The organism is Microbispora cellulosiformans, from assembly GCF_008728085.1.
GTDB lineage: Bacteria > Actinomycetota > Actinomycetes > Streptosporangiales > Streptosporangiaceae > Microbispora > Microbispora amethystogenes.
Genome location: NZ_VYTZ01000006.1, coordinates 234702 through 256507 on the forward strand (window position 1 = coordinate 234702; position 21806 = coordinate 256507).

A 21806-nucleotide genomic window follows, 5' to 3' on the forward strand; every position below is an offset into this window, starting at 1 on the left:
CCGGTTGATCTCGGTTCGCGCTGAGCTGATCGGGAAGAGTGCAACCAGTGCGCCTACCTGAGTAGGGTCGGGCGTAACAACGCATGCTTGGAGGGAGTCGCGTGGCATCTCAGCCAGCCTGGATGAACAGCCTCTTCATAGATACGGGGTCGTCGTCGTTCACCGAGTTCCTCGGCGCGCACGCGCCGAACCTGCTGCCGACCCGCGCGCAGACGCTGGCGGCCCCGGTGGGCGAGCAGATCCCGCACGCGACCACCATCGTCGCGGCGACCTGCGAGGGCGGCGTGGTGATGGCGGGCGACAGGCGGGCGACCTCCGGGAACATCATCTCGCAGCGGGACATCGAGAAGGTGTTCCGCACCGACGACTACTCCTGCATGGGCATCGCGGGCACGGCGAGCCTCGGCATCGAGGTGGCCCGCCTCTACCGGGTGGAGCTTGAGCACTACGAGAAGCGGGAAGGCCGCTCGCTGTCCACGGAGGGCAAGGCGCACCGCCTGGCCACCATGATCCGCGAGAACCTGGCGATGGCGATGCAGGGCCTGGCGGTCGTGCCGCTGTTCGCGGCCTACGACCCGGCCCGCGACGGCGGCCGGATCTTCAGCTACGACGTGGGCGGCGGGCCGTACGAGCAGTTCGGCTACCACTCGATCGGCTCGGGCTCGATCTTCGCCCGGGGCTCGCTGAAGAAGCTGTACCGGGAGAACAGCAGCGCGCAGGACGCCGTCCTGGCCTGCCTGCACGCGCTGTACGACGCGGCGGACGACGACTCCGCGACGGGCGGGCCCGACGTCACGCGGCGGATCTGGCCCGTCGTGTCGGTGATCACCGCCGACGGCTTCCGCCGCCTGCCGGACGACGAGGTCGCCGAGTTCGTCGAGTCGATGCTGGAGACGCGGATGGCGGCTCCAGAAGGCCCGACCGCCCCGCTGCGCTAACCCAAGAGAGGATCACCCCCGGTGTCCATCCCCTTCGGAGGATATGCCTCACCCGAGCAGATCATGCGGGACAGGGCGGAGTACGCCCGCAAGGGCATCGCCCGAGGCCGCAGCGTGGTCGTCATGCAGTACGCCGACGGCATCCTGTTCGTGGCGCCCAACCCGTCCAGGGCGCTGCACAAGATCAGTGAGATCTACGACCGCATCGGCTTCGCCGCGGTCGGGCGGTACAACGAGTTCGAGTCGCTGCGGCTCGCCGGCATCCGTTACGCCGACATCAACGGCTACACCTTCAACCGCAGCGACGTCACCGGGCGCGGCCTGGCCAACCTGTACGCCCAGCACCTCGGCATGATCTTCACCGAGTCGATCAAGTCGCTCGAGGTCGAGATCGTCGTGGCCGAGGTCGGCGACGGGCCCGAGGACGACCAGATCTACCGGCTCACCTTCGACGGCTCGGTCTTCGACGAGCAGGGCATGGCCGTGATCGGCGGCCAGGCCGAAGCCGTGGCGGGGCGGCTCAAGGAGCGCTACCAGGAGGGGCTGCCGCTGCCGCGGGCGCTCGACGCCGCACTGGCCGCCCTCACCGAGCCCGGCGGCGAGCGTCCGCCCGCGACGCAGCTCGAGGTCGCCGTGCTCGACCGGGCCCGGGAGCACCGCAAGTTCCTGCGCCTGACCCCCCCGCGCCTGGAGCGGATCCTGCGGGAGGGCCGGGAGGGCGGCGGAGGCGCCGCGGGCGAGACGCCCGCGGACGACGCCACCGCCGAGCACGCCCCCGACACCACTCCCGCGGTGCCGCCGCCCACGGCTCCGCCGATCGCCCCCGAGGGCGACATCGACACGGGTTCCGGCGAGTAGGGTTCCTCCTCGCCGTACGCGCGCCGGCGCCGCGTCCCCTCCCCGGGGGCGCGGCGCCGCCGCGTCTCCAGCCGCCTCGGGGATCGGGCGGCCTCAGGGATTCCGGCTCAACCAAAGCCCTGTTTCGGTAGTCTCACCCGGTTGTGACGACATTTGATCTTTTCCGGCGTGCGGGCCTCCCGGCCGCCGCCGTCGCCCTCCTGTCGCTGACCGCCTGCTCCGGCTCCTCCGGCGCCACGGCCACGGCCACCGCCACGGTGACCGTGACGGCCCCGGCCTCCCCGGCGGAGCCGTCCGGTAGCACCCCGGAGGCCTCGCAGAGCCCCGGCACATCGGACACCCCAGAAGCCACCACCCCCGCGCCCCGGACGACGGAGAAGGCCGGCCCGCCGATCACCGCCGCGACGCCCGGCATCTTCGGCGAGACCTTCCAGTCGGACCCCGGGCACGACTTCACCAAGGGCCTCAGCCCGAGCAGGGACGGCGTGCTGCGCGGGCAACTGGTCACCATGCAGGACGAGAACGTGGCGGAGTACCGGCCGATCAAGTTCGTGCCGGAGGTCGGCGGCAGCACGAACGGCCACTTCGAAGGGCCGCCCGAGGGCGACGTGATGGCCTTCGCCGCGCCCCTCGCGAAGGACGTCGTGTTCCTCAGCGCCGTCGGATGCAAGGGGAACGACCAGACGATCAACAGCCGTTATCTGGGCACGCAGCACTGCTCCCGGGACAAGCTGATCCTCCGGGCCGACGCCGGTGACCTGCGGGCACTCATCACGGTGCGGAGGAGTCAGATCGTCAAGGTGGTGGAGATTTACGCCCCCTGAGCCCGTCGCCGCCGCATTCCCCCGCCTGATCACTGTTCGGCCGCCGGTTCCGGGGAATAGGGTGAGGTGATGGATCGACGCATATTCGGGCTGGAGAACGAGTACGGCGTCACCTGTACGTTCCGCGGGCAGCGGAGGCTGTCGCCGGACGAGGTGGCGCGGTACCTGTTCCGGCGAGTGGTGTCCTGGGGCCGATCGAGCAACGTCTTCCTACGCAACGGCGCACGTCTCTACCTGGACGTGGGCAGCCATCCCGAGTACGCCACCCCTGAGTGTGACAACGTCGTGGAGCTGGTGACCCACGACAAGGCGGGGGAGCGGATCCTGGAGGGTCTCCTCGTAGACGCCGAGAAGCGGCTCCGCGAGGAGGGCATCGCGGGAGACATCTACCTGTTCAAGAACAACACCGACTCGGCCGGCAACTCCTACGGCTGCCACGAGAACTACCTCGTGGGCCGGCACGGGGAGTTCGGGCGGCTGGCCGACGTCCTGATCCCTTACCTGGTGACGCGGCAGATCATCTGCGGCGCGGGCAAGGTGCTGCAGACCCCGCGCGGAGCCGTCTACTGCGTCTCCCAGCGGGCCGAGCACATCTGGGAGGGCGTCTCCTCGGCGACCACCCGGTCCCGGCCGATCATCAACACCCGCGACGAGCCGCACGCGGACGCCGAGCGGTTCCGCCGCCTGCACGTCATCGTGGGCGACTCGAACATGAGCGAGACCACCATGCTGCTCAAGGTCGGCGCCACCGACCTGGTGCTGCGCATGATCGAGGCCGGAATCGTGATGCGGGACCTGTCCCTGGAGAACCCGATCAGGGCGATCCGGGAGGTGTCCCACGACATGACCGGGCGGCGCCGGGTGCGCCTCGCCAACGGCAGGGAGGCGTCGTCCCTGGAGATCCAGCAGGAGTACCTCACCAAGGCGCGCGACTTCGTCGACCGCCGAGGCGGGGACGAGACCGCCAAGCGGGTGCTGGAGCTGTGGGAACGCACGCTGCGCGCGGTCGAGACCGGCGACCTCGACCTCGTCTCGCGGGAGATCGACTGGGTCACCAAGTACCAGATGATTGAACGTTACAGGCAGAAGTACGACCTGCCGCTGTCCTCGCCCAGGGTGGCGCAGCTCGACCTCGCCTACCACGACGTCCACCGCAAGCGCGGCCTGTTCTACCTCCTGCAGAAGAGGGGAGCGGTCGAGAGGGTGGCCGACGACGTCCGGATCTTCGAGGCCAAATCGGTTCCGCCGCAGACCACGCGGGCCAAGCTGCGCGGAGAGTTCATCCGCAAGGCGCAGGAGAAGCGGCGTGACTTCACCGTTGACTGGGTCCACCTGAAGCTCAACGACCAGGCCCAGCGGACGGTGCTGTGCAAGGATCCGTTCCGCAGCGTGGACGAGAGGGTCGACAAGCTCATCGCGGGTATGTGATCTCTTACACCGCTCTGACGGCGGGTTCGGGTAGCCTGGCCCGGACCCGCTGTCTGTTTGAGGATTCCCATATGCGCCGTCGTACGGCACTCGTCGCCGCCCTGCCTCTCCTGCTCGCCGCCGCCTGCGGAACCGCGCAGAAGAGCACGTCCACCGCGAGCCCCGCCTCCAGCGGCCAGGCGGCCGCCTCGGCCATCAAGGTGACCGGTGAGGCCGGCCAGAAGCCGACCCTGACCTTCCCCTCGGGCAAGCCCTCTCTCACCTCGGCCTCTATCAAGGTCCTCGAGGGTCAGGGGACGCCCGCCGTGGACGGTGACGTCCTCACCGCGAAGGTCACGGTCTACAACTGGGACGGCAAGGAGAACAAGGCGGCCGGTTCCGACTACGACCAGGGCAAGTCGGAGTTCGTGACGGTCAGCCCGCAGCTGCCCAAGGCGCTGCACGAGGCGCTGGTCGGCGCCAAGCCCGGCGGCCGGGTGATGGCCGTGGTCGCCAAGGACAACCTCTCCGCCGACCAGGTCACCCAGGCCAAGCAGCAGGGCCAGGACTTCGACAGCACCTCCCAGGTGCTGGTCATCGACGTCGTCTCGGCCACGCTGAAGTCGGTCCAGGGCACCGCGGTCGACCCGGGGGTCACCGGCGTCAAGCTGGACGGCTCCGCCGGCGACAAGGCCCCCGGCCTGACCACCAAGACCAGCGAGAAGGCCCCGAAGAAGCTCACGGTCAAGACCGTGATCAAGGGCGGCGGCCCGGAGGTGAAGGCCGACCAGACGGTCCTCGCCCACTACGTCGGCAAGATCTGGGGCACCGACAAGAAGTTCGACTCCAGCTGGGACCGCGGCCAGCCCGCGACGTTCGCCCTCAACCAGGTCGTCAAGGGCTGGGCGCAGGGCCTGACCGGCGTCCCGGTCGGCAGCCGCGTGCTCCTGACGATCCCGCCGGACCTCGGCTACGGCAAGAAGGGCAACGAGCAGGGCGGCATCAAGGGCACCGACACCCTCGTCTTCGTCGTCGACGTTCTCGGCGCCGCCTGACCGCACCCCGCCCCGGCCCCGCCCGCTCGCCGGGCGGGACGCCGGATGGGAGCCGGCCGCGTGGGTGCCTTCGCCTCGCCGGAGGCACCCGGCGCCCCCGCCAGGTCCGGGCACGTGGCCGTCGGATCAGCGACGGATCAGCGGGCGATCTCGTAGGCGTCGCCGTAGACCTTCCAGCGCAGCGGAGGGTCGAGGTCGAGGTTGCCGCTCCTGAGGAACACCCGCTGGGCCGTGTCGACCCGGCTGGTGTCGGCGTGCGCCTCCTCGGTCCTCATCGCCGCCTTCCGGGCGTCGAGGAACGCGTTGAGATAGGTCACCTCGTCGCCGCCCTGGGCGGGGGTCCTCGCCTTTCTCATGGCCGTCGCCCGGATGCCGCCGAAGCTGACCGGGTCGGCGCCGGGACCGTGCATGACCATCGCGTCGTAGTAGACGAACTGGCCGAGGGCGCGCAGGCCGTCGGCCTCGGCCCGCGCGACGGCCGGGCCGAAGTAGACCCGGTCGCGTTCGTCGTCCTGAGCCCGCCGGAAGACCGGGTCGGCCGCGGCGGCGCGCCAGGCCTTCACGAAGCCGGGGCCGAGTCCCCGGTGCGAGTCGGTGCCGTTCACCTGCCGCAGCGCCGGCAGATATCCCGCGAGCGGGTTCCCGGGCCTGCGCCTGGTGTAGAGGACGACCAGGCCGAGCATGTCACCGGTGCCGGAGCAGAACCCGATGATCCCCGCCGTGTAGCCGCGCCCGTCGTCGATGTCCTCGATGTACGCGTACTGCGCTTTCCAGTCGAGTGACGAGTTCTCCGCGCTGGAGACGAGCTCCATCGCGATCTCCTTCTTTCTCGTGTCCGTGAGGCCGGTCGGCGCGGGCCGTACGGTGATCGACAGGGCGGGCCCGGGGGACGCGCCCGGGCCGGGCGCCGCGTGCGCGCCCGGCGCCGCCGTCGCGGGGGCGACGGCCGCGAGTGCGGTGACGGCCGCGAGGGCCGGCAGCAGCACCGCCCGCCGGGGGACAGGCCTGATGAGGGGGGATTTCACGCGTGTCGCTCCGATCTCCGCCCGCGCCGGTACGGCCGCGGGAGATCCGCAGCTTACGACCTAGACTCCCGCTGTGGTGAGCGACGACCTGGAGTCGATGAGCGCGCTGGGCGATCCGGTGCGGCGGGCGCTGTACCGGTTCGTGAGCGAGCGGGGGCGGGACGTGGGCCGCAACGAGGCGGCCGAGGCCGTCGGGATCCAGCGCACGCTGGCGGCCTTCCATCTCGACAAACTGGTGGAGGCGGGCCTGCTGGAGGCGGGCTTCAGGCGGCTCACCGGCCGGACTGGGCCGGGCAGCGGGCGCCCGGCCAAGGTCTACCGGCGGGCGCGGGAGGAGCGGTCCGTGAGCCTGCCGCCCCGCGACTACCGCACGCTCGCGCTCGTGCTGGCCGAGACCGTCGACCTCCTGGGTGGTGAGGAGAAGGCCGAGGAGGCCGCCCGCCGGGCCGGGGAGCGCCTGGCCTCCGTGGCGCCCTCCGGGGACGCCTCCGGCGAGGCCGGAGATCTCGTGGAGGTGCTGCGGGAGCGGGGTTACGAGCCGTACGAGGAGGAGGGGCGGATCCGGCTGCGCAACTGTCCATTCCACGTGCTGGCGGAGACCCATCCGGTGCTCGTTTGCTCGATGAACCTCGCGCTGTGCCGGGGACTACTGGCCGGGCTGGGCGAGACGGGGATCACCGCGATGCTCGACCCCCGCCCGGAGGAGTGCTGCGTCGCCTTCGGCCCGGGCGCCATCTCCCAGAGCGCCGCCTCTTCTAAAAACAATGAAGATTGATTTAGAATCGGGGCATGCATCTCGCCCAGCTCAACATCGCCCGTTTACGGGAGCCCATCGACTCGCCCGCGCTGACCGGCTTCCTCGAGGCCCTGGAACCGATCTACCAGGTGTCGGACTCGGCGCCCGGCTTCGTCTGGCGCATGCAGGAGGGCAATCTGGCCACGGACCTGATCCAGTACGAGAACGACCGGCTGCTGCTCGTGAACCTCTCGGTCTGGGAGTCCCGCGAGACGTTGTGGAACTTCGCCTACCGCAGCGCCCATCTGGAGGTGATGCGGCGCCGCCGGGAGTGGTTCCACCGGATGGCCGAGCCGTACCTGGTGCTGTGGTGGGTGCCCGAGGGGCACCTTCCGACAGTCGACGAGGCCATGGCACGCCTGAGCGTCCTCCGGGCCGAAGGGGCGGGCCCGGAGGCGTTCACGTTCCGTGAGTTCTACGGGAGCAGCGAGGCGGCGTGCCGCCCGGCGGCGGCGGAGGTGAGGAAGTAGGCGAGGTCCTCCTCCAGGCCGCGGCCCATCGTCGACAGCCGCACGGGTGACGCCTTCAGCGCCTCGTGCAGGCCGTCCACCGGCACCGTGACGATCTCGTGCCGGCCGGCGAGGGCCGTGGCCTGCTCGCGTACGGTCACCCCGAACGCGCCGGGCAGGTCGGGCACGACGACCTGGGCCGGGACCAGCGCCACGCGGCCGTACGCGGTGATCGAGTGGTGCGACACCCCGACGTGCCGCTCGCGCAGGTCGCCCTCACTCACCCTGAGCGCGGCCACGGGCCGCCCGGACAGCACGGCGGCGGCGTTCACCGCCTCGCCCGCGGAGACGCCGGAGAACCCCCAGCGGGTGCCGGTGCCGAGGTTGCCCGGGCCCTGCGCCACCACCGCGACGTCGGCGTGGAGCACGTGGCGGGCCGCGAGGAGACCGGTGTGCAGCGTGACCGCCTCGACGTCACCGCCGAACGACTGGCCGGTCGTCACGACCCCGCACAGCCACTCCACCTCCCGCAGCTTCGCGCACGACATGGAGAACCAGGCCGGCAGCGCCCCGCCGTCCTGCATCACGTACGCCACCCTGATCCCCGGTGAGCCCGCCGGGGTGTCCGGGAGGGAGCCCGCGTACAGGCCGCACAGGATCGCCGGCAGCGCGGAGTGCAGGTCGGCGACCACGACCGGCATGCCGTCGACGGAGTCGGCCTCGCGCAGCGCCTCGTGGTGGGGGGAGCCCTGCTCGTCCGCGCCGAGCACGGTGGCCTGCAGGGGGGTGTAGCGTGCCTTCACAAGGTGGCCGGGGCCGGAAGGATCTTGCGGCAAACGGTCCGGGACGGCCACCACCATGGCGTACCCTCCCGTACCGAGGCCCATGGCGAGGGCGGTCGTGTTGAGCAGGACGGTGTCGCCCACCTCAGGGCGTCCGACGAGCGGGGGATAGGCGAGTGCCCGGCACTCGCCTTCGGCGACGGCGACGTCGAGTTCCACCGCCCCCGGCCACTCGCGCCGAACCCGCACCACCTCGCCCTTGCGCCATCTGATCACGCCGGAAAGGGTAGCGTTTCCGACGGAAGGGAGGCCCGATGTCGCGGCGGAAGACCGAGCGGCTGCTCAATCTGGTGATCTGCCTGCTCGCGACGCGGCGGCCGCTGAGCGCGGAGCAGATCCGGCAGGCCGTGCCTGGGTACGACCCGGACAACGACGAGGCCTTCCAGCGCATGTTCGAGCGCGACAAGAACGAACTGCGCGAGATCGGCATCCCGATCGAGGTCCACAAGGACCCGTGGGAGGACGACCCCGGCTACCGGATCAGCCGCGAGTCCTACGAGCTGCCCGAGATCACGCTGGAGCCGGACGAGGCGGCCGTCATCGGCCTGGCCGCCCAGGTGTGGCAGCGGGCCAGCCTGGCGGAGGCCGCCAGCGGAGCCCTGCTGAAGCTCACGGCCGGAGGCGTGCACGCCGACCTCCCGGAGAGCCCCCTGGAGCTGCGGGTGGACACCCGCGACCCGGCGTTCCCCGCCCTGTGGGAGGCCGTGCGGGACAGGCGGGCCGTGACGTTCGACTACCGCTCGGCCGGCAGCGAGTCGGTGCTCCGGCGCACGGTCGAGCCGTGGGGCGTCGTCAGCCGGCGCGGCAGGTGGTATCTCGTCGGCCACGACCGCGACCGCGGCGCGCCCCGGGTCTTCCGCCTCAGCCGGATCACCGGGGCCGTCTCCACTCTCGGGCGGCCGGGCGCCTTCACCGTCCCCGAGGAGCTCGACCTGCGGTCGATGGTGGGCTACCAGGACCTGCCCACGGAGCGGGTCGCGCTGGTGCGCGTGCGCAAGGGGACCTGTCTCGGGCTGCGCCACGCCGCCCAGGCCGTACGGACCGGGCCGGAGGAGTGGGACGAGGCCGAGGTGACCTTCGCCGACCCCGAGCGCCTGGCGGGCTGGCTCGCGAGCCTCGGCCGCAACGCCGTGGTGGTCGAGCCGCCGGACGCCCGCGAGGCCGTGATCCGCCGTCTGAAGGGGGCCCTGCAGTGAGCTCGGACCGGCTGCCGCGGCTGCTCGCGCTCGTGCCGTACCTGATGTCGCACCCGGGCGCGCAGGTGCCCGAGGTGGCGCGCCTGTTCGGCCTGTCGGAGAAGCAGCTCGTCGACGACCTCCAGCTCGTCTGGATGTGCGGCCTGCCCGGGCACACCCCGGGCGACCTGATCGACGTCTCGTGGGACGGCGGCGAGATCCTCATCGACAACGCCGACGCGATCGCCCGCCCGCTGAAGCTCGGCGTGGACGAGGCGAGTGCCCTGCTCGTCGCGCTGCGCATGCTCGACGAGCTGCCCGAGTTCCAGGACCGCGACGTGCTCGGACGGGTCATCGCGAAGCTGGAGCAGGCGGCCGGCGAGGGCGCCGCCACGGTGAGCAGCCAGGTCCAGGTGGAGATCGGCGCGGCCCCGGACGCCCACGCGGTCATCACCGACGCCGCCCGGCGGGGCCGGAGGCTCTCGCTGCGCTACTACGTGCCGGGCCGTGACGAGATCACCCCCAGGGAGGTCGACCCGCTGCGGGTGGTGCTCGTGGACGGGCAGCACTACCTGGAGGGCTGGTGTTACCGCGCGGAGGCGATGCGGATGTTCCGCGTCGACCGGATCATGGACGTCGAGGTGCTTGACGTCGCCGCCGACCCACCGGCCGAGGCGGAGCCGATGGACGTCACCCGGGGCGTCTTCCGGCCGTCGGACGGCGACGAGGTGGTGGAGCTGGAGCTCACCCCCGCCGGGCGCTGGGTCGCGGAGTACTACCCGTGCGAGGAGGTCGCCGAGCTGGGGGAGGGCCGCCTGCGCGTATCGTTGCGGGGTCGTGACCAGTCCTGGCTCGTACGGCTCGCGCTCCGGCTGGGCGACAGCGGCCGGGTGGTGTCCCCGGCGTCGCTGGCCGATCGGGTGTCGGCCGCCGCCACAGAGGCGCTGGCCGCCTACGAGACGGCCGTCTGACCTCGGCACCCCGTCTGACCTGCGAGAGGACCGGCATGACCTGGATCTTCGCCCTCACCGGGGCGGCCGTGGCCGGGCTCGCCGTCCTCGCCTGGCCGGCCGCCCGGGTGTTCGCCGCGGCGCGGGCGCTGCGGGCCGAGGTCGACCTGGCCAGAAGCCGCGTCCGGGCCCGGGAGGAGGCGTTTTCCAAGATCAGCCCAACAGCCGATCCGGACAGCAGGTGAACTTCAGGCCGTTCTGCGCGTACGATCGGTGGAGTAGGTACGGCCCTCGCGGTAAGGACACGACATGCCCAACCTCGGACCCATGGAATGGATCCTGATCCTCCTGGTTCTGATCCTTCTTTTCGGCGCCAAGAAGCTCCCCGACACCGCGAAGGCTCTGGGGCAGTCGCTGCGCCTGTTCAAGAAGGAGACCAGCAAGCTGAGCGACGAGGACGAGGCGAAGCAGGCCACGGTGCGGGCCGAGGCCGAGACCGTCGCCCCGCCGCCGGCGCAGATCCCGCCGGCCACCCCGTCGGTCGAGGAGCGGCTGCGCGCGCTGGAGGAGGAGAACCGGAAGCTGCGCGAGACGCAGCAGCCGGTGAGCTCGCAGAACGAGCCGCGTTCCAACTAGCCACGCCGCACACCCCCATCGATCCCAGGACGAGCTAGATGGCGCTGCTGAAACGGTCGACCCCCGTCACGTCCACGTCGGAGGACGGGCGGATGACGCTCATGGAGCATCTCCGCGAGCTGCGCAACCGGCTGGTCAAGGCCATCCTGGCGGTGGTCGTCGGAACCGCTGTCGGGTTCATCTACTTCGACCCGATCTGGAACTTCCTCAAGCAGCCGTACTGCCGCCTGCCGCAGGCCCACCAGTTCAACAAGGACCAGTGCATCCTTGTGGTGAACGGAGTCTTCGACTCGTTCTTCGTGAACCTCAAGGTCGCGGTGATGTTCGGCCTGGTGGTGTCGGCGGTGTTCTGGATCTACCAGCTCTGGGCCTTCGTGACCCCGGGCCTGTACCAGAACGAGCGCCGGTACACCGTGGCGTTCCTCGGCCTCTCCGTGCCGCTGTTCACGGCCGGAGCGGCCCTGGCCTACATCACCATGGACAAGGGCCTGGCGCTGCTGCTCGGCTTCGCGCCCGACGGCACGCTGACCCTGGTGAGCATCAACGAGTACCTCAGCTTCGCGCTGGCGATGCTCATCATCTTCGGTATCTCCTTCCTGATGCCGCTGCTGCTGGTGTTCCTCAACGTCATCGGCGTCGTGCGCTATCGGATGGTGTCGAAGCACACCCGCATGGTCGTGTTCCTGATGTTCGTCTTCGCGGCCGTCGCGACGCCGAGCCAGGACCCCATCACCATGCTTGCCCTGGCGCTCCCGATGATCGCGTTGTTCTTCGTCGCGATGGCCTTCATGTACTTCCACGACAAGAGGCGCGACGCCGCCGACGCGGCGCACGCACGTGCCATCGAAGAGGAGCTCGACGGGCCGTCCGCCACCGCGGACTCGGCCTCGGTCGACGCCCGGGACTGACCGAGGATTCCTCTGGTGCCGCCGCGTGGGCGGCGGTAGGTTCCGCCTGTGCGCGATGAGCTCGTCGTCCTGGTGAACCCCGCCGCCCGGGGCGGCCGTACGCTGCGCCTGCTCGCCCCGGTGCTGCGCCGGCTGCGCGCGGGAGGCCGGCCGGTCTCGGTGGTCGTCGGGACCTCGGCGGCCGACGCGCTCGACCGGGCCCGCGCCGCCGTCGCGGCCGGCCCCGCCGCACTCGTCGCCTTCGGCGGCGACGGCCTGGTCCACCTCGCCGTACAGGCTGTGGCGGGAACGTCCGTTCCGCTCGGCATCGTGCCCGCGGGCACCGGCAACGACATCGCCGCCGCCCTCGGCGTGCCCCGCCGGGACCTCCTCGCCGCGGCGGACGTCGTGACCCGCGGCGCGTCCAGGGCCGTGGACGCGGGCAGGACCGGCACGGGGGAGTGGTTCGCGGGGGTCCTCGCCTGCGGGTTCGACTCCCGCGTCAACGAACGGGCCAACGTCATGACGTGGCCGCCCGGAATGGCCAAGTATCTTGTCGCGCTCGCGCGGGAACTGCGCTCGTTCACGCCGATCCCGTTCCGGATCACCCTCGACGGCGAGACCGTCGAACGCGAGGCGATGCTCGTGGCGGTGGCCAACACCCGCTCGTACGGCGCCGGGATGCGGGTGTGTCCAGACGCCCGGCCCGACGACGGCCTGCTCGACGTGCTCGTGCTCGGAGCGATCCCCAAGGGGGAGTTCCTCCGCACGTTCCCCCGGGTCTACCGGGGCACCCACGTCGGCCACCCCGCGGTGACCCTGCGGCGGGCCCGCCGGGTGGAGATCGAGGCCCCGGACACCGTCGCGTACGCGGACGGCGAGCGGATCGGCCCGGTCCCCCTCAGCTGCGCGGTCGAGCCCGCCGCCCTCCACGTCCTGACCCCCGAATCTACAACGTAAAGACCGCAAGACTGGAGCGAACCGGAGGGGCGCGCCGCCGATCTGGACTGAGGAGCGAGGGACGAGCGACGAGGGAAGCGCTTATGGCGCGCCTCCGGCACGACATGGCGGAAGTGAGCGCCCCGATGGTGAAGCGGGAAGCACGCTCCCCGGCGGTGTAGCGGGTATCGGTAGGGTTGACGTATGAGTACGCCAGCGGAACGCTACGCCGCTTTCCGTGAGGGGCAGTCCGGTGCCGGGCCGGCTCTCGCCTCGTTCCGCGAACTTTACGACTTCGAGCTCGACGAGTTCCAGATCGACGCCTGCCAGGCGCTGGAGGCGGGGGACGGCGTGCTGGTGGCCGCGCCCACCGGGTCGGGCAAGACGGTGGTGGGGGAGTTCGCCGTCCATCTGGCCCTGGAGCAGGGCCGCAAGTGCTTCTACACCACGCCGATCAAGGCGTTGTCCAACCAGAAGTACAACGACCTGGTCCGGCGGTACGGCGCGCGCAAGGTCGGCCTCCTCACCGGTGACAACAGCGTCAACGGCGAGGCCCCGATCGTCGTGATGACCACCGAGGTCCTGCGCAACATGTTGTACGCGGGGTCGAACACGCTGACCGGTCTCGCGTACGTCGTGATGGACGAGGTGCACTACCTCGCCGACCGGTTCCGCGGCGCGGTGTGGGAGGAGGTCATCATCCACCTGCCGGAGTCGGTGCGGGTGGTGGCCCTGTCGGCGACGGTCAGCAACGCCGAGGAGTTCGGCGAGTGGCTGGGCGAGGTGCGTGGCGACACCACGGTCATCGTCGACGAGCACCGGCCGGTGCCGCTGTGGCAGCACATGCTGGTCGGCAACCGGATGTACGACCTGTTCGTCAACGAGGGCGACGGCGTCCTGCGGGTGAACCCGTCCCTGATGCGGATCTCCCGTGACGAGATGCGGCTGGCGCAGGCCCGGGGCAGGCGGGGCTATTCGCGGCCCGGCCGGGGCACGACCCCGAGCCGCTCCGACGTGATCGAGAAGCTCGACGCCGAGGGCCTGCTTCCGGCGATCACCTTCATCTTCTCCCGCAACGGCTGCGACGCCGCGGTCATGCAGTGTCTCTACTCCGGGCTGCGCCTCACCACCCAGCCCGAGAGCCACGAGATCCGCCAGATCGTGGACGAGCGGACGGCCCACCTGCCCGACGAGGACCTCGCGGTGCTCGGCTACCTCGAATGGCGCGACTGCCTGGAGCGCGGCCTCGCGGCCCACCACGCGGGCATGCTCCCCGCGTTCAAGGAGGTCGTCGAGGAGCTGTTCACGAAGGGCCTGGTGAAGGCGGTCTTCGCGACCGAGACGCTGGCGCTCGGCATCAACATGCCGGCCAGGTCGGTGGTGATCGAGAAGCTGGACAAGTGGAACGGCGAGACCCACGCCGACCTCACTCCGGGGGAGTACACCCAGCTCACCGGCCGGGCCGGGCGGCGCGGCATCGACATCGAGGGCCACGCGGTGGTGGTCTGGCAGCCCGGGATGGACCCCCTCGCGGTCGCCGGCCTCGCGGGCACCCGCACCTATCCGCTGCGCTCCAGCTTCAAGCCCTCGTACAACATGGCGGTCAACCTCGTCGGGCAGGTCGGCCGGGAGCGGGCGCGGACGCTGCTCGAGGACTCCTTCGCCCAGTTCCAGGCCGACAGGGCCGTGGTCGGGCTGGCCCGCCAGCTCCGCAAGGCGGAGCACGCCCTGGAGGGCTACTCCGAGGCGATGACCTGCCATCTCGGCGACTTCCAGGAGTACGCGGCGATGCGCAGGCGGCTCTCGGACCGTGAGGCGGAGCTGTCGCGCCAGCGGGGCGCGGCACGGCGGGCCCAGGCCGTGCAGTCCCTTGAGGAGCTCAAGCCCGGGGACGTCATCCGGGTGCCGGGCGGGCGGCGCGCGGGCATCGCGGTCGTGCTCGACCCGGGCACCAACGCCCGGGGTCACGAGGGGCCGGCGCCGCTCGTGCTGACGATCGGCAAGCAGGTGAAGCGGCTGTCGGCGGCCGACTTCCCGGTGCCGGTGGAGCCCGTCGACACGATCAGGATCCCCAAGGGCTTCAACCCCCGCTCGCCCAAGGAGCGGGCCAACCTCGTCTCGACCGTGCACGCGAAGCTGGGCGACCGCGACCTCGGCAAGCCGCCCCGGGCCCGCGACCACGCGGCGGAGGACGAGGAGATCCTCCAGCTGCGCCGCGAGCTGCGGCAGCATCCTTGTCACGGCTGCGACCAGCGGGAGGACCACGCCCGCTGGGCCGAGCGCTACTACAAGCTGCTCCGCGAGACCGAGGGCCTGCGCCGCCGGGTCGAGGGACGCTCCCACGTCATCGCGCGGACCTTCGACCGGGTCTGCGGGGTGCTCGACCAGCTCGGCTACCTGGAGGGCGAGACCGTCACCCAGGAGGGCCGCAGGCTCGCCTCCCTCTACACCGAGCTCGACCTGCTCACCTCCGAGTGCCTGCGGTCCGGAGTGTGGGACCGGCTCGACCCCGCCGAGCTGGCCGCCTGCGTGTCGGCGCTGGTCTACGAGTCGCGGCAGTCCGACGACATGCGCAGCCCCAAGATCCCGGCCGGCGCGGCCCGGGACGCGCTCGCGGAGATGGTGCGCCTGTTCGGCGAGCTGGAGGGCATCGAGCAGGACCACGGCCTGTCGTTCGTCCGCGAGCCCGACGTCGGCTTCGCCTGGGCGGCCTTCCGGTGGGCCAAGGGCCACAGCCTCGATGCCGTGCTGACCGACTGCGACCTCGCGGCGGGCGACTTCGTCCGCTGGATCAAGCAGCTGCTCGACCTGCTCGGGCAGATCAGGGAGGCCGCTCCCCGGGGTGGCAAGGTCGCGGAGAACGCCGGCAAGGCCGTCGACGCCATGCGCCGCGGAGTCGTCGCCTACTCCTCCGTGAGCTGATCACTGCGCCGGGCCCGGCGCCGCCGCGTCACGCCACGCTGACAGTCTGCGGTACGGCCCCCGTGGTGGTCTGTGTGGCGGTCGCGGGGACGGTCGCGGGGACGCGGCCGTACCAGCGGATGGCCCGCCGGTTCAGCCGGGTGGGCTCGCCCGCGAGCGTGAGGTCCGGCAGCCGGCGCAGGACCGCCGGAAGGGCGATCTGCGCCTCCAGCCGGGCCAGCGGGGCCCCGAAGCAGAAGTGCGGGCCCGCGCTGAAGGAGAGCGAGTGGTTGCCGGGCCGGTCGGGCCGGAACTCCTGGGGCGAGTCGAAGCGCCGGGGGTCGCGGTTCACCGCGCCGAGGAGGATCAGGATCTCGGCGTCCGGCGGCAGCGTTGTGCCGGCGACCTGCATCGTGGAGGTCGCCCGGCGCACGGTGAACTGCGACGGCGCGTCCCAGCGCAGCAGCTCCTCGACGTACGGCTGCGCGAACCCGTCGTCCGCGCGCAGCCGGGCCGCGTGCTCCGGGTGCCGGAGCAGGTGCAGCAGGCCGTTCGCCAGCAGGTACGCGGTCGAGTCGAGCGCGGCGGCCATCAGCAGCACCAGGTGGGACAGGATCTCCTGGGCGGTGAGGGCCGTCCGGTCGCGGTCGTGGGCGGCGATGAGCGCGCTCGGCAGGTCGTCCGCCGGCCTGCGGCGCCGGGCGGCGACGAGGTCGGTCATGTACGCCTCGATCTCCCGCGTCGTCCGGTTCCCCCGCTCCAGCTCCTCGGGCTGCGGAGACGCCTCCATCACGATCAGCAGGTCTCCGGCGCGCTCCTCGAACCAGCGGTGGTCGGAAGGCGGCACGCCGAGGATGTGACACATGATCCACACCGGCAGGGGCAGCGCGAAGTCCTTCACGAGGTCGGCGACGCCGTCGTCGGCGCATCGTCCGGCGACGCCGTCGGCCAGCCGGTCCGACTGCTCGCGGACGAAGCCGCGCAGGTCCGCCACCCGTCGCGCGCTGAACCAGCCGGCGAGCAGGGGGCGGACGCGGCCGTGGTCCGGAGGGTCGGTCAGCAGCACCGTCTCGGTCAGCAGCGTCGCGGCCCGGTTCGTCCGCCAGGCCGGCCAGTCACGGTCCAGGCGCGCCTCGTTCACCACGGAGATGGAGGGGTCGCGCAGGATCTGGTTGGCCGCGTCGTAGCCGACCACGACGAACATGCTGTCGGTCACCTGCACGACCGGGCCGTGCTCGTGCAACGCCTGATACGCCGGGTAGGGATCCTCGATCCCCTCGGGGCCCATGAGCCATGCCAGGGCGGACTGCAGGTCCATCCTGGTCACCTCCTTGTCGTCGTCATCGGTCTCATGCGTCCGGTGCTACCGCGACCGCGGCGTCCTGTGGCCGTACCGCGGTCAGCCGGTCGCCGGGTGTGAGGCGGGCCGCCCGCAGGACGATGTCGGCGGCCCGCGCGACGCCCCCGGCCTGCCGGAGCCGGTCGCCCCAGTGCCGGCTGCGCCGCCGGTGGGAATCGCCGGACAGCAGCCGGAGCAGCTTGGCGGAGACCTCGGCGGCGTCGAAGGCGGGCGGCCTGTCCAGGGCGAGCCCGACGCCGGAGTCCACGGCGCGGGCCGCCAGGTCGTAGCAGTCCAGCCAGAACGGCATGACCAGCATGGGCTGCCCGCAGTAGAGGGCCTCGTGGAAGATGTTGTTGCCGCCGTGGCAGACGACGGCGCGCACGTGCGGGTGGGTGAGCACCCCGAAGTGGTCCGGCACCCACTCGACCGTACGGACGTTGGCCGGCAGTTCGGCGGGCAGCAGCGCCCGCTGGTCGGCGGGCAGTTTCCACAGCACCTGGTTGCCGGGGCCGATCCGCCGCAGCGCCTCGGTGAACTCCCGCAGCCGGTCGGCGGACAGCTTGATCAGGGTGCCCATGTTCACGTACACGACGGACTCGTGCCGGTCGAGCCAGCCGCTCAGCTCGTCGTCCCGGTCCGCCTGGGCCGGCGCCGGCGGGATCACGGCGCCCACCATGTGCAGGTGCGGGGGAGCAGGGAAGGGATGTTCCAGCCCGAAGACGGAGTAGCCGAGCACCGCGACGGCGTCGTCGCTGTGCCGTTCCGGGTCGGCGAAGACGTTGGCGATGCCGTGTGCCCGCCGCTCGCGGGCGGCCGTGAGGTCGGCGCAGCGCACCATCGCCGCCCGCATCCGGATCCGGAACGCGACGTTGGCGATCCGCTGGGTGCCGCTCAGCCGGAGTGGCAGGCCGGACGTCGGGGTCGGGTAGCTCCACGGCAGCCGCCCGAGGTACACCCCGCTCGGGGGGAAGGCGATGCTCAGCACGTACGGCACCCCGCGCGCGCAGGCCGCGTCGATCGCGCCGACGTTCAGGTTGTCGATCACCATCAGACGGGGACGGATCCGGTCGATCTGCTCCAGGGTGTGCCGGAAGAACGTCCGCAGCACCGCCCTGTCACGCACCAGCCGCGCCAGTGCCACCGTGCCGGCGGTGGTCCGCGGGCCCCGGGTCATGGCGGCGTACATCGCGCCGTCGACTTTGATCATCTTTTCGCCGCAGGAATGGAACGAGATCGGGCTGCCCGCGCCCGCCGCGTCCACCGGCCGCCGGGCGTCCTCCTCGGAGGCGAAATGCAGATCCGGAGTATTCCGGCGGGACAGTTCTCCGGCGATTGAGACAAGTGGATTCAGCAACCCGGAGTGTGCCGCCGCGGCGAAGAGGATGGGGCGCCGATCTGGTGTGATGCGCATTCCCGAATTGGCCACATTTGGCACGTTAAGCGGGGTCAGAAGGTTCGGCAACCCCTAGCCCTCCGGTCCGCGACGACCAGGGATATAAGCCGTCTGGCCTGGGCGGATATGCTAGTCCGCCGCTTCGCGGGGGAAATGGGGAGGGCAACCCTTGAATCCGCCGATGGGTGACAGGGGTGCCGCCGCCGCCCTTAGGAGTTTGATTCGCGGGGATGGGTGGCGAATATGGGGACATCGGGACCTCGTGAGGTCTGCCGGCGGCGTCCGGCGTGTCACCCCGGACGCCGAAGCTGCCAGGGGAATGCCAATGTCGCAATCAGGTTCCGCACTTCCCGGTTTCTACTCACGGGAATTCGTGAGTGACCCGTACGCCGCGTACGACTATCTGCGCCGGACGGGGCCCGTCCGGCGGGTGTACCGGGCCGGCGTGCCCGTATGGCTGGTCACCAGCTACGACGAGGTCCGGCTGGTCCTCACCGACGCGCGCTTCGTCAAGGAACCGGCGCGCTGGCCCGTGCCGATCGAGGAGGCCGACCCCGGGCTGGGGGGCCTCAACCGCTTCGTCGGCAAGCACCTGCTCTATTCGGATCCGCCGCGCCACACCCGGCTTCGCCGGCTGGTGTCGGCGACCTTCACGCCCCGCAGGGTGGCGGGATACGAGCCGATGATCAGGACCGTGGTGGACGAACTGCTCAAGCAGTTCGACGCGTGCGACGAGATCGACCTCGTCGGCCGGTTCGCGGTGCCCATCGGGACCACCGTGATCTGCGAGATGCTGGGCATCCCCGCGGCCGAGCGCAAGGACTTCCGGCGGTGGTCGCTCCCGCTGGTCTCCGACCACGGGCCCGCCCGGTCGACCGAGGAGCTCGCGGCCGGTCGGCGGGCCGCGCTGGACCAGCTGAGCGAGTATCTCGGCGCGCTGATCCGGCACAAGCGTGCCCGGCCCACGTCCGACCTGCTGAGCGCGTTGATCGAGGCCCGCGACGGCGACGGGCGTCTGAGCGAGCCGGAGCTCATCGCGATGGCGCTGCTGCTGCTGATCGCCGGGCACGAGACGACCGTCAACTTCATCGGGAACGCCACGCTGGCGCTGCTGGACCACCCGGACCAGGCCGAGCTGCTCCGCCGCCGGCCGGACCTGCTCCCCGGCGCGATCGAGGAACTGGTCCGCTACGAGGGATCGGTCATGATCTGCAGCCTGCGGGTCACCGGCGAGCCCGTCGAGCTCGCCGGGGTGCTGATCCCGGAGGGGGAGCTGGTGATGGCCGTGGTGGCCGCGGCGGACCGCGACCCCGACCGGTTCGCCGATCCGCAGCGGCTCGACGTCACCCGGCCGTCCGTCCCCCATCTGGGGTTCGGCGCGGGGATCCACTACTGCGTCGGGGCGCCGCTGGCACGGCTGCAGAGCCGGATCGCCATCGGCGAGCTGCTGCGGCGCTACCCCCGTATGGAGCCGGCCGTGCCCCGGCACGAGCTGACCTGGCATCCCAGCATCACGCTGCGGGGCCTGAACTCCCTCCCGGTCGCGCCGCACGGCCTCGGACGGTCCGCGGCCCCGGCCGGGCCGCTGGCGATGGGAGGTGCCCGCGGTGGCCGCTGAGACCTCGCCCGGACCGGTCGAGCTGCTGCGCCGGCACGTCCGCCGGATGCCCGGTGTCACCGTCTTCGAGCTCGCGGGCGAGCGCGCCGACCTGCCCCCCGAGCGCCTCACCTTCGCCGATCTCGACGCGCGGGCCACCGCGCTGGCCGCCGAGATCAGGCGGCACACCACGGCCGGGGACCGGGTGGCCATCCTGCAGGAGTCCGGGCTGGAGTTCCCGGTCGCCTTCTTCGCCTGCCTGTACGCCGGAGTCGTCGCCGTTCCCCTGTATCCGCCCGACGCCCAGCGGACGGCCGCCCGCCTGAACGCGGTGGTCCGCGACGCGGATCCGGCCCTCGTCCTGACCTCGGCCCGGCACCGCCGGGCGGTGCGCGACTGGCTGGACGGCGGCGTCCTGCGCACGCCGCGGCTGGCGCTCATCGACGAGGTCCGCACGCCGGGACCGCTGCACGCGGAGCCCATGACGGCACGGGGTGACGAGCCCGCGCTGCTGCAGTACACCTCCGGCTCCACCGGCGACCCGGCGGGGGTGGTCGTCACCCACCGCAACCTGGTGGCCAACGTCGGCCAGATCCGGCGCGCCTACGCCGTGTCCTCCGACAGCGTCCTGGTCAACTGGCTCCCGCTGTTCCACGACATGGGCCTGCTGACCATGGTGGTGCTGCCGGCGCTGTCCGGGATCCGCTCGATCCACCTGACGCCCGGGACGTTCATCCGCCATCCCCGCCGCTGGCTCGAGCTGATCTCCCAGCAGGCCGACGCCAACGCCATGGCGCCCGACTTCGGCTACCGGCACTGTGTGCAGCGGATCGCCCCGCCGCAGCGGGCCGGCCTGGACCTGCGCGGCTGGCGGATCGCCGGGAACGGCAGCGAGCCGGTCCGGCCGCGGACCCTCGACCTGTTCGCCGAGGCGTTCGCCGGCCAGGGGTTCGACCCGGCGGCCTTCCGCCCCAGCTACGGCCTGGCCGAGGCGACCGTGCTGGTGTCCGGGTTCCGGGCGTCGGGGCCGCCCCGGCGGTTGCCGGTCGACCGCGCGGCGCTCGGCCGCGGCGAGGTCCGGCCCGCCGGGCCGGGTTCGCCCGGGGACGACGGGGCGGAGCGCACCACCGTCCTGGTCGGTTGCGGCGTCCCGGCCGACCAGGAGGTCCGGGTGGTCGACCCGGGCACCGGGAAGGTGTGCCCGCCGGGCCGGGTCGGCGAGCTGTGGGTGTCCGGCCCGAACGTCACCGCCGGCTACTTCCGGCGGCCGGAACGCACCGCCGGCGCGTTCCTCACCCGCCACGAGGCAGGGCCCGGTCCCTGGCTGCGTACGGGAGACCTGGGATTTCTCGACCAGGGCGAGATCTTCGTCGTGGGACGGCTGAAGGATCTGATCATCGTCGACGGACGCAACCACCACGCGGCGGACGTCGAGGAGACCGCCGGACAGGCGCATCCGGCCGTCGTCGTCGGGGGTGTCGCGGCGATCCCCGCGGACACGGCCGAAGGGGAGGCCCTCGTGGTGCTCGCCGAGGTCGACCGGCGCGCCCCCGGCTTCACGCCGGCGGCGGTGCGCGCGGCGGTGCGCCGGGCGCTCGCCGACCGTCACGGCGTGTCGCCGTATGACGTCGTGCTGGTCCGCCGCGGCGCACTGCCACGCACGACCAGCGGGAAACTGCAGCGGCGCCAGAGCCGGCGGCTCTACGCGGACGGCGCGTTCGCCGCCGATCTGGTAGTCGCGGAGCCGGCGGCCGCGCCGGTTGGGAACTGATGGCGAGCATTCAATCGGTCG

At 71.7% G+C, this 21806-nt stretch carries 20 protein-coding genes; 16 read left to right on the plus strand and 4 right to left on the minus strand.

All coding sequences use genetic code 11. From position 1 onward, the window contains the following. The first annotated feature begins 122 nt into the window (after positions 1-122). From prcB to F5972_RS18225, 5 genes are all read left to right on the plus strand, one after another. Positions 123-938: a proteasome subunit beta gene (gene prcB / locus F5972_RS18200; RefSeq protein ID WP_204285672.1), complete on the plus strand. Its 816-nt coding sequence runs from the start codon at positions 123-125 to the stop codon at positions 936-938. Positions 939-965: 27 nt separating this feature from the next. Continuing rightward, positions 966-1796: a proteasome subunit alpha gene (gene prcA / locus F5972_RS18205; protein ID WP_150935042.1), complete on the plus strand. Its 831-nt coding sequence runs from the start codon at positions 966-968 to the stop codon at positions 1794-1796. Positions 1797-1939: 143 nt separating this feature from the next. Further along, positions 1940-2620 carry a hypothetical protein gene (locus F5972_RS37310; RefSeq protein ID WP_191910190.1) on the plus strand — a complete coding sequence of 227 codons (681 nt, stop codon included), beginning with the start codon at positions 1940-1942 and terminating at the stop codon, positions 2618-2620. 69 nt (positions 2621-2689) lie between these two features. Next, a complete protein-coding gene (gene pafA, locus F5972_RS18220) occupies positions 2690-4048 on the plus strand; it encodes a Pup--protein ligase (protein WP_150934758.1) in 1359 nt (452 codons plus the stop codon). A 71-nt stretch (positions 4049-4119) separates the two neighbouring features. After that, positions 4120-5082, plus strand: a complete 963-nt coding sequence (locus F5972_RS18225) for an FKBP-type peptidyl-prolyl cis-trans isomerase (RefSeq protein ID WP_150934759.1) — start codon at positions 4120-4122, stop codon at positions 5080-5082. Between the two features lie 137 nt (positions 5083-5219). Here the strand turns inward: F5972_RS18225 and F5972_RS18230 are convergent, their stop codons facing one another. Beyond that, on the minus strand, positions 5220-6107 hold the full coding sequence (locus F5972_RS18230) for a chitosanase (protein ID WP_318527606.1): 888 nt from the start codon (positions 6105-6107) through the stop codon (positions 5220-5222). A 73-nt stretch (positions 6108-6180) separates the two neighbouring features. Here F5972_RS18230 and F5972_RS18235 point away from each other — a divergent pair, with 73 nt between their 5' ends. Together F5972_RS18235 and F5972_RS18240 are read left to right on the plus strand one after the other, a co-directional pair. Next, on the plus strand, positions 6181-6882 hold the full coding sequence (locus tag F5972_RS18235; protein WP_191910191.1) for a helix-turn-helix transcriptional regulator: 702 nt from the start codon (positions 6181-6183) through the stop codon (positions 6880-6882). 14 nt (positions 6883-6896) lie between these two features. Then, complete coding sequence (locus F5972_RS18240) at positions 6897-7373, plus strand: DUF3291 domain-containing protein (RefSeq protein WP_150934760.1); 477 nt, start codon at positions 6897-6899, stop codon at positions 7371-7373. Here F5972_RS18240 and F5972_RS18245 read toward each other — a convergent pair. Beyond that, entirely contained in the window at positions 7319-8410 is a 1092-nt protein-coding gene (locus F5972_RS18245) for a DUF3866 family protein (RefSeq protein WP_150934761.1), read from the minus strand. The genes F5972_RS18240 and F5972_RS18245 overlap by 55 nt on opposite strands. 38 nt (positions 8411-8448) lie before the next feature. On the opposite strand from F5972_RS18245, the gene F5972_RS18250 reads away from it, so the two are divergent. From F5972_RS18250 to F5972_RS18280, 7 genes are all read left to right on the plus strand, one after another. Further along, complete coding sequence (locus F5972_RS18250; protein ID WP_150934762.1) at positions 8449-9390, plus strand: helix-turn-helix transcriptional regulator; 942 nt, start codon at positions 8449-8451, stop codon at positions 9388-9390. Beyond that, a complete protein-coding gene (locus tag F5972_RS18255; RefSeq protein ID WP_225311608.1) occupies positions 9387-10340 on the plus strand; it encodes a helix-turn-helix transcriptional regulator in 954 nt (317 codons plus the stop codon). The genes F5972_RS18250 and F5972_RS18255 overlap by 4 nt, the downstream gene beginning before the upstream one ends. Before the next feature lie 35 nt (positions 10341-10375). Next, a complete protein-coding gene (locus F5972_RS18260; RefSeq protein WP_150934763.1) occupies positions 10376-10564 on the plus strand; it encodes a hypothetical protein in 189 nt (62 codons plus the stop codon). Between the two features lie 64 nt (positions 10565-10628). Beyond that, complete coding sequence (gene tatA / locus F5972_RS18265) at positions 10629-10955, plus strand: Sec-independent protein translocase subunit TatA (protein WP_150934764.1); 327 nt, start codon at positions 10629-10631, stop codon at positions 10953-10955. 38 nt (positions 10956-10993) lie between these two features. Then, a complete protein-coding gene (gene tatC / locus F5972_RS18270; protein WP_150934765.1) occupies positions 10994-11863 on the plus strand; it encodes a twin-arginine translocase subunit TatC in 870 nt (289 codons plus the stop codon). A gap of 48 nt (positions 11864-11911) precedes the next feature. Then, entirely contained in the window at positions 11912-12802 is an 891-nt protein-coding gene (locus F5972_RS18275; RefSeq protein WP_150934766.1) for a diacylglycerol/lipid kinase family protein, read from the plus strand. Positions 12803-12985: 183 nt separating this feature from the next. Beyond that, on the plus strand, positions 12986-15703 hold the full coding sequence (locus F5972_RS18280; protein ID WP_150934767.1) for a DEAD/DEAH box helicase: 2718 nt from the start codon (positions 12986-12988) through the stop codon (positions 15701-15703). 28 nt (positions 15704-15731) lie between these two features. On the opposite strand, the gene F5972_RS18285 is transcribed toward F5972_RS18280, so the two are convergent. Together F5972_RS18285 and F5972_RS18290 are read right to left on the minus strand one after the other, a co-directional pair. Beyond that, positions 15732-17000: a cytochrome P450 gene (locus F5972_RS18285; protein WP_150934768.1), complete on the minus strand. Its 1269-nt coding sequence runs from the start codon at positions 16998-17000 to the stop codon at positions 15732-15734. A 31-nt stretch (positions 17001-17031) separates the two neighbouring features. Further along, positions 17032-18231, minus strand: a complete 1200-nt coding sequence (locus F5972_RS18290) for a glycosyltransferase (protein ID WP_150934769.1) — start codon at positions 18229-18231, stop codon at positions 17032-17034. Positions 18232-18790: 559 nt separating this feature from the next. On the opposite strand from F5972_RS18290, the gene F5972_RS18295 reads away from it, so the two are divergent. Then, a complete protein-coding gene (locus tag F5972_RS18295) occupies positions 18791-20035 on the plus strand; it encodes a cytochrome P450 family protein (RefSeq protein WP_225311609.1) in 1245 nt (414 codons plus the stop codon). After that, on the plus strand, positions 20025-21785 hold the full coding sequence (locus F5972_RS18300) for a fatty acyl-AMP ligase (protein ID WP_225311610.1): 1761 nt from the start codon (positions 20025-20027) through the stop codon (positions 21783-21785). The genes F5972_RS18295 and F5972_RS18300 overlap by 11 nt, the downstream gene beginning before the upstream one ends. Positions 21786-21806: the final 21 nt, after the last annotated feature.